Source organism: Pseudomonas sp. Leaf434, assembly GCF_001425545.1.
In the GTDB taxonomy this organism is placed as follows: Bacteria; Pseudomonadota; Gammaproteobacteria; order Pseudomonadales; family Pseudomonadaceae; genus Aquipseudomonas; species Aquipseudomonas siliginis.
Genome location: NZ_LMQZ01000012.1, coordinates 260,518 through 272,979 on the forward strand (window position 1 = coordinate 260,518; position 12,462 = coordinate 272,979).

The 12,462-nt window shown below is 60.5% G+C and carries 10 protein-coding genes; 2 read left to right on the forward strand and 8 right to left on the reverse strand.

The genetic code is table 11. The annotated features are described in order from the left end of the window. Positions 1-18: 18 nt before the first annotated feature. Positions 19-1,605: a cytochrome c oxidase subunit I gene (gene ctaD / locus ASG55_RS24695; protein WP_016772327.1), complete on the reverse strand. Its 1,587-nt coding sequence runs from the start codon at positions 1,603-1,605 to the stop codon at positions 19-21. Positions 1,606-1,687: 82 nt separating this feature from the next. After that, positions 1,688-2,815 (reverse strand): cytochrome c oxidase subunit II, encoded by a 1,128-nt coding sequence (gene coxB / locus ASG55_RS24700; protein WP_016772326.1) that lies wholly within the window; start codon positions 2,813-2,815, stop codon positions 1,688-1,690. 370 nt (positions 2,816-3,185) lie between these two features. Between coxB and ASG55_RS24705 the strand changes: the two genes are divergently transcribed. Beyond that, a complete protein-coding gene (locus ASG55_RS24705; protein WP_041476468.1) occupies positions 3,186-3,836 on the forward strand; it encodes a hypothetical protein in 651 nt (216 codons plus the stop codon). Positions 3,837-3,972: 136 nt separating this feature from the next. Here ASG55_RS24705 and ASG55_RS24710 read toward each other — a convergent pair whose 3' ends face one another. The 6 genes from ASG55_RS24710 to ASG55_RS24735 form a co-directional block, all read right to left on the reverse strand. Further along, complete coding sequence (locus ASG55_RS24710; RefSeq protein WP_056791263.1) at positions 3,973-5,499, reverse strand: SulP family inorganic anion transporter; 1,527 nt, start codon at positions 5,497-5,499, stop codon at positions 3,973-3,975. 90 nt (positions 5,500-5,589) lie between these two features. Further along, complete coding sequence (locus ASG55_RS24715) at positions 5,590-6,318, reverse strand: carbonic anhydrase (RefSeq protein WP_016772323.1); 729 nt, start codon at positions 6,316-6,318, stop codon at positions 5,590-5,592. Positions 6,319-6,555: 237 nt separating this feature from the next. Further along, positions 6,556-7,614, reverse strand: a complete 1,059-nt coding sequence (locus tag ASG55_RS24720; RefSeq protein WP_056791266.1) for a PA0069 family radical SAM protein — start codon at positions 7,612-7,614, stop codon at positions 6,556-6,558. Positions 7,615-7,688: 74 nt separating this feature from the next. Next, positions 7,689-8,990 (reverse strand): c-type cytochrome, encoded by a 1,302-nt coding sequence (locus ASG55_RS24725; protein WP_056791269.1) that lies wholly within the window; start codon positions 8,988-8,990, stop codon positions 7,689-7,691. A 12-nt stretch (positions 8,991-9,002) separates the two neighbouring features. Further along, positions 9,003-10,787, reverse strand: coding sequence for a GMC family oxidoreductase (locus ASG55_RS24730; protein ID WP_041476464.1), 1,785 nt, complete (start codon positions 10,785-10,787; stop codon positions 9,003-9,005). Positions 10,788-10,789: 2 nt separating this feature from the next. After that, positions 10,790-11,533, reverse strand: coding sequence for a gluconate 2-dehydrogenase subunit 3 family protein (locus ASG55_RS24735; protein WP_056791272.1), 744 nt, complete (start codon positions 11,531-11,533; stop codon positions 10,790-10,792). Between the two features lie 280 nt (positions 11,534-11,813). On the opposite strand from ASG55_RS24735, the gene ASG55_RS24740 reads away from it, so the two are divergent. Continuing rightward, positions 11,814-12,461: a phosphatase domain-containing protein gene (locus ASG55_RS24740; RefSeq protein ID WP_056791274.1), complete on the forward strand. Its 648-nt coding sequence runs from the start codon at positions 11,814-11,816 to the stop codon at positions 12,459-12,461. The last annotated feature ends 1 nt before the right edge of the window (position 12,462 follow it).

The following is a 12,462-nucleotide window of genomic DNA, read 5'->3' on the forward strand; positions in this document are numbered from 1 at the left end:
GCAAAAAACAGGAGGTGTTCATTTCACTTCCGGCGGCGTGGTGAAGGTGTGATACGGCGCCGGCGACGGCACGCTCCACTCCAGCCCTTCGGCGCCGTCCCACGGTTTGGCCGGGGCCGGTGCGCCGCCACGGATGGTCTTGATGACGATGAACAGGAAGAAGATCTGCGTGGCGCCAAACATGAACGCGCCGATCGACGAGACCATGTTGAAATCGGCGAACTGCAAGTTGTAATCCGGAATCCGTCGCGGCATCCCCGCAAGGCCGACGAAGTGCATCGGGAAAAAGGTCAGGTTCATGCCCACGAACGACAGCCAGAAATGCAGCTTGCCGAGGGTTTCGTCGTACATGTGCCCGGTCCACTTCGGCAGCCAGTAATAGGCCGAGGCGAAGATGCCGAAGATCGCCCCCGGCACCAGCACGTAGTGGAAATGCGCGACGACAAAGTAGGTGTCCTGATACTGGAAGTCCGCCGGGGCGATCGCCAGCATCAGCCCGGAGAAACCGCCAATGGAGAACAGGATGACGAACGCCACGGCAAACAGCATCGGCGTCTCGAAGGTCATCGAGCCCTGCCACATGGTGCTCGCCCAGTTGAACACCTTCACACCCGTAGGCACGGCGATCAGCATGGTCGCGTACATGAAGAACAACTCGCCCACCAGCGGGATGCCGACCACGAACATGTGGTGCGCCCAGACGATGAACGACAGGAACGCGATGCTCGCCGTGGCGTAGACCATCGAGGTGTAGCCGAACAGAGGTTTGCGCGCGAAGGTCGGGATGATCTGGCTGACCGCGCCGAACGCCGGCAGGATCATGATGTACACCTCGGGGTGGCCGAAGAACCAGAACACATGCTGGAACAGCACCGGGTCACCGCCGCCGGCAGCACTGAAGAAACTGGTGCCGAAGTGGATGTCCATCAGCATCATCGTCACGCAGCCAGCGAGCACCGGCATCACTGCAATCAGCAGAAACGCGGTGATCAGCCAGGTCCACACGAACAGCGGCATTTTCATCAGGGTCATGCCGGGCGCGCGCAGGTTGAGGATGGTCGCGACCACGTTGATCGCGCCCATGATCGAACTGATGCCCATCAAGTGGATGGCGAAGATGAAGAACGTCACGCTCTCCGGTGCGTAAGTGGTGGACAGCGGCGCATAAAAGGTCCAGCCGAAATTCGGCCCGCCACCGGGGGTGAACAGGGTCGAGACCAGCAGCAGAAACGCGGCCGGCAACAGCCAGAAACTGAAGTTGTTCATCCGTGGCAGGGCCATGTCCGGCGCGCCGACCATCAGCGGAATCATCCAGTTGGCGAGACCGACGAACGCCGGCATCACCGCGCCGAACACCATGACCAGACCGTGCATGGTGGTCATCTGATTGAAGAATTCCGGCTGCACGATCTGCAGGCCGGGCTGGAACAGCTCGGCGCGAATGACCATGGCGAACGAGCCGCCGAGCAGGAACATGCAGAAGGCAAACCACAGGTACAGCGTGCCGATGTCCTTGTGGTTGGTGGTCAGCACCCAGCGCATCAGGCCTTTGGCGGGGCCGTGGGCGTGGTCGGCGTGACCGTGGTCATCGATGACAGCGCTCATGGCCGGTCTCCTTCACGAAAGTGGACGGGGCAGGCCAGGGCGCGCTGCCCCGACCGGTTCACTGAATACGCAATTGACCGGCTCATTTGCTTTCCGCCTGTTTCAGCTCCAGCACTTCTTTTGGCGTGACCATGTCGCCCTTGTTGTTGCCCCAGGCGTTACGTTCGTAAGTCACGACCGCTGCGATATCGACTTCCGACAGCTGTTTGCCGAACGCCGCCATGGCGGTGCCCGGTTTGCCGTGGTAGACGATGCTCAGGTGATCCTTGATCGGCCCGGTGGCGATTTTCGAGCCCTTGAGTGCCGGGAACATCGGCGGCAGGCCCTGGCCTTCGGCCTGGTGACAGGCAACGCAGGTGGTGTGGTAAACCTTGTCGCCGCGCTCCTTGAGCTCGTCGAGGGTCCATTCCTTGCTGGTCAGTTCTTTGAGCTGCGCGGCCTCGGCCTTGCGCTCGGCGAGCCATTTTTCGTAGTCGGCCTGTTCCTTGACCTCGACCACGATCGGCATGAAGCCGTGGTCCTTGCCGCACAATTCGGCGCACTGGCCACGGTAGAGGCCGGGTTTGTCGATGCGCGTCCAGGCTTCGTTGACGAACCCGGGGATCGCGTCGCGCTTGACCGCAAACGCCGGCACCCACCATGAGTGAATGACGTCAGCCGAGGTCACCAGAAAGCGCACCTTGGCGCCGATCGGCAGCACCAGCGGCTTGTCGACTTCGAGCAGGTAGTGCTCGCCCTTGGCTTCTTTATTGTGAATCTGTTCGGCGGGGGTGGCCAGGTTGCTGAAGAACTCAACGTCCTGGCCCAGGTATTTGTAGTGCCACTTCCACTGATAACCGGTGATCTGGATATCGATGTCCGGCTCGCTGGTGTCGTACATCTTGATCAGCGTCGCGGTGGCGGGGACGGCCATGGCCACCAGGATCAGCAGCGGCACGATGGTCCACATGATCTCGACGCCGGTGCTTTCGTGGAATTTGGCCGCGACCTGGCCGGTAGAGCGGCGGTGCACCATCATCGACCAGAACATGGCGCCGAAGACGATGATCCCGATCACCACACAGATCCAGAAAATGGTCATGTGCAGGTCGAATACTGCGTGACTGATTTCAGTCGCTCCAGGCGCCATATTCACAGTCCAGGCCGCGTTGGCCGGGCTGAAAATCGACCACAACAGGAGGCCCATCCAGACATGTGGATGTCGCATCATTGCGGGTTCCCCTTATCGTTCTTGTTATCCCGCCGGCGTATCGCCTGCGGCAAGGGAGCGGCTGCATCAGACTACGAACTTGAATCGCCGGGCCTTGCTGCGGGTGCAGTCGGGCGTCATCAGCTAACTCCATTCATTGGCGAGTATAGACAGCGCCCGGGATTTGCAACCCGGGCACGTAAATGAGCTGAAACACCCGGCGCTTGCGTTCAAGTGCCCGAATGGAGAAGGATGCAGACGAGTGGTGGCGAATGGATATAACGCAGCTGCATCAAGGATGAAATAATTATGACAAATGCGTCTTAGCGTTTTTCGTAAGCCAGCTAAGTTATGTCTTCCCTATTTCATTGCCTTGTTTCCTGGAGTTTTCATGAACACCGCCGCATTGCGCGAGCAGATCCAACAAGCCCAACAGCACGAAAAAGACACCGGCCTGCTGACCCGTCAGCTGGAAAGCAAGCTGCCTCACCTGCACCCGGCGATCCAGTTGCCGGAAGCCGACGCCCAGGGCGTTCTGACACGTTTTGTCGCCGCCTACATCGATGAAGTGCCGGACCTGCTGGATGCAGCCAATGAAGTCGCCAGGGAAGCGGGAATCGAATCGCAGATCAAACCGGTGCTGAAGATCGCCGAGCAGTATTTCCTCCAGCCGCCGGCGATCATGGCTGGGCACGTCGGCCTGGACAGCCTGCTCGACGAGGCCTATCTGGCACACCGTTTTGTCGAAGAGGTCAACGACCTGTACATCAAGCATTTCGGCCAGCCATTGATCCCCTTGGACATGACGGTCGCCAACCTGATTGCTCACCAATTGATCGGTGAGGAATTCGCCAACCAACTGGACGAAGCGGTGCATCACGCGATCGACGAGATGCTCAACGAAGAGAGTTTTGCCCTGGAATCGGTAGAAGCCTACCGCGAAAAACTCAGCAGCCCGGACACCGGCGCGGCGTGGAAACGCTGGCCGTGCATGAGCCGCCGGTTGGGTGTGGGGCTTGAGCTCGATCAGCCTGCTGCCTGATTTTCTTGGGTCATAAATCCAGTGTGGGAGCGAGCCTGCTCGCGAATGCGGTCGATCATTCAACATCTCTGTTGGCTGATACACCGCTTTCGCGAGCAGGCTCGCTCCCACAGGGTTTGTGTTCACAATGGATTATCTAGCCGGCCGCACCGATGCCGGTGTTAGTCCGCACCCGCCCCTCAAGCCGTCGCTTCAACCCGCGCGATTCGATCAACAGCTTCGACCCCTTCGCCGCATTCGCCCGGCCCCATTCCTCAAGCAACTCGAGACACGAATGGTCGATGTAGCTCAGGTTGTTGAGCGGCACATGCACTGTGGTGCCGTGAGGAATGCTGCCCAGCACTTGAGTCAGCGCCGGCACTTTGAGGAACGTCGCTGCACCAACCAGACGCAGTTCCATCTCGCCGTCCTGCGGCAAGTCGATCAGGCTGATCTTCAGGCGCGAAGCCTTGAATGCCAGCTTCAACATTGTCAGACCGAAGCCGATCAGCACACCGGTGAGCAGGTCAGTGAAGATGATCGCCAACGCTGTAGCGGCGTAGGTGAACATCGGCATCCGCCCGTATCGACCCAGACCACGGAAGGCTTTCAGGTCGACCAGCTTGAAGCCGGTATACACCAGCACACCCGCCAGACTCGCCACCGGAATGCTTTGCAGCACGCTCGACAGCAACAGCACGAATGCCAGCAGCCATAGGCCATGGAAAATCGTCGAGTAGCGTGTGGTCGCACCGGCCTGGACGTTGGCCGAACTGCGCACGATCACTCCGGTCATCGGCAGCGCGCCGACCAGACCGCAGAGCATGTTGCCGACACCTTGCGCCGACAGTTCACGGTCGAAGTCCGAACGCACGCCGCTGTGCATGCGGTCCACCGCCGCGGCGGACAACAGGGTTTCGGCACTGGCGATAAACGCCACGGCGAACGCGGCAATCAGCAGTGTCGGGTCGGCCAGGCTCATCAGGTCGGCCGGCTTGAGCCAATCGATCGCCTCGGCCAGGTTCGCCGGTACCTCAACGCGCTTGACCTGCAACGCCAGCATCAGGCTCGCCACCGTCGCCAGACCCACACCGAGCAATGCGCCGGGAATGAAGCGTAGCGAATGCGGGCGGAATTTTTCCCACAGCCACATCACCGCAATCGTCGACAGACCGAGCAGACCCGCCTGCCAGCCGAACGATGGCAAGGCCTGCGCCACGGCCGCTGGGAACGCCGTGAGGTTGTCCAGCCCGGAAGGCTGCGGCTTGGCATCGAGCATCACATGGATTTGCGAGAGCACAATCAACACGCCAATGCCCGCGAGCATGCCGTAGACCACTGCTGGCGCCGTGACCCGAAACCAGCAGCCAAGCTTCAGCCGCCCGGCGACCAGTTGCAGAAAACCGGCGAGCAGCAGGATCGGCCCGAGCATCTCGATGCCATGCTGGCGCACCAGCTCGAAAACCAGCACCGCCAGACCCGCCGCCGGACCGCTGACCTGCAACGGCGACCCCGCCAGCCAACCGACCACCAGGCCGCCGATGATGCCGGTGATCAGACCTTTTGCCGGCGGCAGCCCTGAGGCAATCGCGATGCCCATGCACAGCGGCAGGGCGACCAGAAACACAACCACGGAAGCCAGCAGCTCCCGTGGCAACACAGCTTTCAATTGAGCCGCACGCATGGCGATTCTCCCGAAGTTTTCTTCAGGCGTGGCGAGGCCGGACCGCTGAATCAGCGGCCGGCGTCATACCACACAGATTGTTGGGAAGATTTAGAAGCGCGCTTTGGGCGTCGCCACAGGAATCGGATGGCTGCCGTCGAGAGGCAGGAAACGACCCTGGTCCGCGTCGTAAGCTTTGATTTCGCTGGTTTCGATGTTGTAGACCCAGCCATGGATGAACAGATGACCGTTCGCCATGCGCGAGGCTACCGAAGGATGGGTACGCAAGTGCTGCAGTTGGGCGATGACGTTTTCCTCGGTGAGGATCGGCATGCTGTCTTTTTCGTCGGTGCAGTTGCAGTTGTCGTGCACCATGGTTTTCGCGACTTCAGCGTGGCGCAGCCAGGCTTTGACCGTCGGCATTTTTTCCAGGCTGTCGGGGTTGAGTACCGCGCGCATGGCGCCGCAATCGGAGTGGCCGCAAATGATGATGTGCTGCACGCCCAGCGCCAGTACCGCGTACTCGATAGCGGTGGAGACGCCGCCGTTCATCTGACCGTAGGGCGGCACCACGTTGCCGACGTTACGGGTAACGAACAGATCGCCCGGCGAGCTCTGGGTGATCAGCTCGGGAACGATGCGCGAGTCGGCGCAAGTGATGAACATCGCCTTGGGCGCCTGAGCGGTGGCGAGCTTCTTGAACAGTTCTTCCTGCTGCGGAAAAACGTCATGATGAAAGCGTAAAAAGCCATCAACGATCTGTCGCAGTGCTGCATCGGCGGATTGTGCTTCAGGGCTTTGCGCCGAGGCAGCCAACGACTGTTTATCCTTGTCACTCATGATTCATCCTCTTGTGCGGATTCAGGGAGTCTTCCCCGGTATTCCGGTATGAAGCCAGTGGCTGTTTAAACCATCCGGGTCATCCCGACCCGTCAGTCACTCGATGAACAAGGTAGCCGCCGAAACTTAACTGAAACTGAATCAAACGCTCTAGAACGTGTGTTCCAGGTCACAAAAAACGTGACTGGCGTGTTTCGGCGGAAGGATTCCAACCCGTCAACCTAAAGCCAATTGTCGCTAAATCAACGACATCTGGCGACCCGGCGGACAGAAGGCCGAGCAGTCGAGGTTATAGCCCTCGCGTTTGTTCAGGCCAAGCTTTTTGATGGCCTTGGCAAATCTTTGTGCGAGCAGGTCTGCAAACGGTCCTTCACCACGCATCCGCGCACCGAAACGGCTGTCGTAGAGTTCGCCGCCGCGACTCTGGCGGATCAGGCTCAACACATGGGCGGCACGTTGCGGATAGTGCGCCTGCAACCACTCCTCGAACAGCGGCGCGACTTCCAGCGGCAGGCGCAGCATCATGTAGGCAGCGCTTTGCGCACCGGCGGCGTGGGCCTCGGTGAGCAGGCTTTCGATTTCGCTGTCATTGATCATCGGAATCATCGGCGAACACAGCACGCCGACTGGAATGCCTGCTTCGCGCATCACCCGGATCGCGCGCAGGCGTGCCTTGGGCGCGGCGGCGCGCGGTTCGAGGGTGCGTTTGAGTTCATCGTCCAGTGTGGTCAGGCTGATCATCACCGACACCAGCCGTTGCTGCGCCAACTCGGTCAGCAAATCGAGATCGCGCAGAATCAGCGAACCTTTGGTGACAATGGTCACCGGATGCCGGTAACGCAGCAGCACTTCCAGGGTCTGACGGGTGATTTTGTATTCGCGCTCGATGGGCTGATACGGGTCGGTATTGGAGCCGAGATTGATCGGCGCACATTGATAGCCGGGTTTGCTCAGCTGTTCTTCGAGGACCTGGGCGGCATTGGTCTTGGCAATTAGCCGGGTTTCGAAATCCAGGCCCGGTGACATGTCCCAATAGGCGTGGCTGGGGCGTGCGTAGCAATAGATGCAGCCGTGTTCGCAGCCGCGATAGGGATTGAGCGAACGGTCGAAGGGCAGATCCGGCGAGGTGTTGCGGCTGATGATCGATTTGGCCTTCTCGATGATCACTTCGGTGTTTTGCGTCTCTGGCACTTCCTGATACCAGCCATCGTCCTCGGCCACCGAACGACTGGGCGCAAAGCGGTTGTGCGGGTTGGTCGCGGTGCCGCGACCGCGAGGTGGCAATGGAATAGACATGAAAACGCCCCGATACTGTATATGCGCACAGTATCGGGGCGATCGTCATCTGGCTAGTGCCATCGGGCGAGTGGTCAGTTGTGTTGCGTCACTTGGCCAAGATCGTCACCGGAGGTCTGCTTCATATCCTCCGTACGCAACTCGGCAACATCGGCAGCTTTCACTGGCGCACCCTTGTTGCCCCAGCTGCCACGAATGAAACTCACCACATCCGCGACTTCCTGATCCGACAGGCGCCAGGCGAAACCGGGCATGGTGAAGGTCGATGGCGCGGTGTGCGTTGCCGGCAAAGTCCCGCCCTTGAGCACGATGTGGATCAGCGATGTCGGGTCATCCGTCTGCAGCACCGGATTGCCCGCCAGCGCCGGGAACACCCGGGTGTAGCCATGACCATCGGTACGGTGGCAGGCTGCGCAGTTGTCGATGTACACCGACGCGCCGCGTTGGCTGTCGTCGCCGTTCCACAGCGCTTTGGCCACTTTCTCGTCGTACTGATGCGGCTGATCCGCCGGGTCATTGGCCGGTAGCGATTTGAGATAGCGGGCAATCGCGGTGAGGTCGGCGTCGCTCATGTACTGCATGCTGTGGGTGACCACATCGCTCATGCCGCCGAACACTGCGCTGCGATCACTGCGCCCGGTCTTGAGGAACTGCACCAGTTGTTCTTCGCTCCAGCTGCCGAGGCCATCCTTATGATCGCCGCGCAGGCTCTTGGCGATCCAGCCTTCCAGCGGTGCACTGCCGGCGAGGAATTCGCTGCCGTCCGCCGCGCTCAGGGATTTTTCCTGCATGGTCAGCGCGCGCGGGGTATGACAGGCGCCGCAGTGGCCGAGGCCTTCGACCAGGTATGCGCCACGATCGATCACCGGATCGGCCGATGTGGCCTGGTAATCCTCGACCTTCGGCGCAAACAGCCAGCGCCAGCCCATCAGCGGCCAGCGCATGCTCAACGGCCAGGGAATATCGCTGGCCTTGTTCTCCTGCGCCACCGGTTCGACGCCGTGCATGAAATACGCATACAGCGCCTGCATGTCGGCCTGGTTGACCCGCGCGTAGGACGGATAAGGCATCGCCGGGTACAACGTGCTGCCGTTTTTGGCCACACCGTGGCGCACGGCCTGATCGAAGTCTTCGAAGCTGTAGTCGCCCAGACCGGTCTTGTCCGGGGTGATGTTGGTCGAGTAGATCGTGCCGATCGGCGTCTCCATCGGCAGACCGCCGGCGAACGGCTTGCCGCCCTTGGCCGTGTGGCAGGCCACGCAGTCGCCGGCGCGGGCAAGGTATTCGCCTTGCTTGATCAGATTTTGATCAACATCGGCCGCATAAATTGCAGTGCTGCCGAGCAGGGCGACGGTGGCGATAACGAGGGTTTTCATGGTCATCGCTCCTTAAGCCTGCACCAGCGGGCCGGGGTTTTTCAGGTATTGCTCGCGGATCGCTTTTGCCGACCAGTAGGTCAGCGCCGCCACCAGCCCGGTCGGGTTGTAGCCCAGGCCCTGCGGGAACGCCGAGGCGCCCGGGACGAATACGTTGTGCACGTCCCAGCTCTGCAAATAGCGGTTCAGGGCGCTGGTCTTCGGATCGGTGCCCATGATCGCGCCACCGTTGAGGTGGGTGGTCTGGTACGAGGCGGTGTTGAAGTGATCGCCGACCTGCTTGCCGATCACTGCAATGGCTTTCGGGCCCATGGCTTGGGCGATCTTGCCCATTTTCTCGACCATGAAGCGGTTCATCTTGATGTCGTTTTCCTGCCAGTCGAATGTCATGCGCAGCAGCGGCAGGCCGTAGGCATCGCGGTACACCGGATCGAGATCGAGGTAGTTGCCACGGTAGGATTGATGCGCGCCGTGGGCGTCCATCGACACCTGGTGGGTGTAGTAATCGGCGGTGGCGCGTTTCCATGCGCTGCCCCAGGCCGGTGTGCCCGGCGGGTTCGAGGTGCCGGCAATCGGTCGACTGCCAGCCTGGTTGACCCACATCGGCGAACCGCCGACGAAGCCGTGCGGGCCGTGGTCGAAGTTGTCGGCGTTGAAATCGTCCACCGCCACGCCGTTGCCGCCAGCGCCGATGAAGTTGTTGGTGTGGGTGTCCTTGTCGAAGAAGGCCTTGATGGTGGCCATGTTCTGGTAGGCGAAGTTACGCCCGACCACGCCTTCGCCGCTGATCGGGTCGTACGGTTTGCCGATCCCGGACAGCAGCATCAGACGCACGTTGTGCAGCTGGAACGCGCCGAGGATCACCAGATCCGCCGGCTGCTCGATCTCGCGGCCCTGGCCATCGATGTAGGTGACGCCTGTGGCTTTGCTTTTCGTGCTGTCGAGATTGACCCGCAGCACATGGGAGTTGGGCCGCAGCTCGAAATTCGGCAGGGGCTTGAGCGCCGGCAGAATGTTCACGTTCGGCGAGGCTTTGGAATACATGTAGCAGACGTAGCCGCTGCAGAAACCGCAGAAATTGCACGGCCCCATCTGTGCGCCGTAGGGATTGGTGTACGGCCCAGAGGTATTTGCCGAAGGCAGGTTGTAAGGTTTGTAACCCACCTCTGTAGCCGCTTTACCAAACAGCTGTGCGGATACGGTGTTTTTCTGCGCTTCAAGCGGGAACGGGTTGGAACGATCCGCCGCGTATGGGTTACCGCCCTTGCCCTGACCAACCAGTTGGCCTTTCACCGTCCAGGCCTGGCCGGAGGTGCCGAAGACTTTTTCCGCGAAGTCGAAAAACGGTTCCAGCTCTTCATAGCTGACGCCGAAATCCTGAATGGTCATGTCTTTGGGGATGAAGCTTTTGCCGTAGCGTTCTTCATAGTGGCTGCGCATGCGCAACTCGATCGGGTCGACACGAAAGTGCACGCCCGACCAGTGCAGACCGGCGCCGCCGACGCCATTCCCCGGCAGGAACGCGCCCAGCTGGCGGTTGGGCAGGGCGATGTCGTTGACGCTGTGGCGAATGGTCACCGTTTCTTTGGAGATGTCCTGAAAGAGTTTCTTGCGCACGCTGTAGGTGAGTTCGTCGATCACCTGCGGATAGTTGCCGTCGGGGTAGGTGTCCTGCATCGGCCCGCGCTCCAGCGCCAGCACGTTCAGACCCGCCTCGGTGAGCTCCTTGGCCATGATCGCGCCGGTCCAGCCAAAACCGACGATGACTGCATCAACCTTCTTCATTACCGTTGCCATGCTTACGCCCTCTCGCCGCGAATCGACACTGCCGGGAAGGGGTATTGCTCGTTGCGTTCCACCCAATCCATGAAATCGGCGCGGGCGCCGGGGAAACCGATCATGGTCCAGCCGACCATGCCTTTATTGCCACCGTGGATCGGGTCGCAGAAGAAACCTTCCTTGGTGTTTTGCAGCAGCAGATTGAAGAAAATCTTCGCCGGCACCGCATCGAACTGCGGCTTGCCGGCTTCAAGTTGCTTGAGCAAATCGTCTCGGGTAGCGCTGTCTTGCTCGGCAAATGTTTTACCGCTCAAACCTTTTACCCACTGATCCGTGGCGGCGATGCCGAGGCGATAGATGTCTTTGGGCACCAGTTTGCTCTGCCAGCCCATCTCCGGTGCCGCGTCGGCATTGAACGGGCCTTGCATGTACCACAGGGCACCGGCGGCGTACGGGGTGTTCATCTGCCGGTCGATGTATTCCGGCACGCCGGCTTCGAGGGCACCGGGGCCTTGCGCGTCGTTGGGGATCAACTGGGCGACGGCGGCATTGATGAATGCCCATTCTTCAGCGGTGAAAAAGCTCGGCTGATAGTCACCAGCGACAGAGGCCGGTTTTGCTGCGGCCGGCGCCGGTGTGCTTTCAGGTGCGGCTTGCAGCACGCTGCTGCCCAGGCCGGTACCGGCAAGCGTGACCACCGGAATCAGGGTCAGGGATTTGCGCAAGAATTCACGCCGCGGGTTGTCTCGATCTTGATCAGACATGGGGGGCACCTCATCAGGCATAGAAGTCAGCCGCTTCTGCGAGCAGCTCGAGGAATTTTGCGTTGCGACGATCAGGGTTCGGTCGGGTAAAAGCCGTTCCCTCTGCAACATCATGTGACAAATGGTAGCAGGCTAAGCATCAAGAAAAACCGTTTGCACGGAAAAAAGCCCGGCGCGGCGACGATTCACGTTTCTTTGACGGCCGGCTCACGGCGCGTTGACCGCTCAAAAGCGAAGCTGCAATTCCTCCCATGAAGATTGCCGAAACGGTCAGCCCAGCATGTCTCGAGTGCGCTTTTTCCCCGCGTTATGTTTTTCGCTTGTTGCACTGTTGCATGGCATTGCCGCCCGGGCGGCCGACGCCACGCCATCTCGCCCGGCCGAGTGGGCACAGCCGGTTGAGGCGCAGTTCAACCTGTTCCGCATGTCACCGACGCTGTATCGCAGCGCCTTGCCCAGCCGCAGTGCGGTGCCGCTGTTGAACGATCTGCATGTCGTCACCGTAATCAACTTCCTGCCTGACGCTGATAGCGACTGGCTCTCCGCGCCGGGCATCAAGCAGGTGCAACTGCCATATCGCACCAACCACGTCGACGACAGCGATGTGCTCAAGGCTCTGCGCGCGATTCAGTCTGCCGAAGCCGACGGCCCGGTGCTCATGCACTGCAAGCACGGTTCTGACCGCACCGGACTGATGGCGGCGATGTACCGCGTGGTGGTGCAGGGCTGGAGCAAAGAGCAGGCGCTCAAGGAAATGACCGAGGGCGGTTTTGGCGACAGTCAGCATTTCCACGACAGCGTGCGCTACGTGATGCAGGCCGATGTCGATCGGTTGCACGAAGCCTTGATCAATGGCGAATGCAGCACCAGTGCATTCGCCATGTGTTCGATGAAGAACTGGTTCGACTCGGCGCACGTCCAGCGTTGAT

Excerpts from the sequence above, each read along its gene's own strand:
- ctaD (WP_016772327.1), bottom strand. The coding sequence starts at position 1,605 with ATGAGCGCTGTCATCGATGACCACGGTCACGCCGACCACGCCCACGGC.
- coxB (WP_016772326.1), bottom strand. The coding sequence starts at position 2,815 with ATGATGCGACATCCACATGTCTGGATGGGCCTCCTGTTGTGGTCGATT.
- ASG55_RS24705 (WP_041476468.1), top strand. The coding sequence starts at position 3,186 with ATGAACACCGCCGCATTGCGCGAGCAGATCCAACAAGCCCAACAGCAC.
- ASG55_RS24710 (WP_056791263.1), bottom strand. The coding sequence starts at position 5,499 with ATGCGTGCGGCTCAATTGAAAGCTGTGTTGCCACGGGAGCTGCTGGCT.
- ASG55_RS24715 (WP_016772323.1), bottom strand. The coding sequence starts at position 6,318 with ATGAGTGACAAGGATAAACAGTCGTTGGCTGCCTCGGCGCAAAGCCCT.
- ASG55_RS24720 (WP_056791266.1), bottom strand. The coding sequence starts at position 7,614 with ATGTCTATTCCATTGCCACCTCGCGGTCGCGGCACCGCGACCAACCCG.
- ASG55_RS24725 (WP_056791269.1), bottom strand. The coding sequence starts at position 8,990 with ATGAAAACCCTCGTTATCGCCACCGTCGCCCTGCTCGGCAGCACTGCA.
- ASG55_RS24730 (WP_041476464.1), bottom strand. The coding sequence starts at position 10,787 with ATGGCAACGGTAATGAAGAAGGTTGATGCAGTCATCGTCGGTTTTGGC.
- ASG55_RS24735 (WP_056791272.1), bottom strand. The coding sequence starts at position 11,533 with ATGTCTGATCAAGATCGAGACAACCCGCGGCGTGAATTCTTGCGCAAA.
- ASG55_RS24740 (WP_056791274.1), top strand. The coding sequence starts at position 11,814 with ATGTCTCGAGTGCGCTTTTTCCCCGCGTTATGTTTTTCGCTTGTTGCA.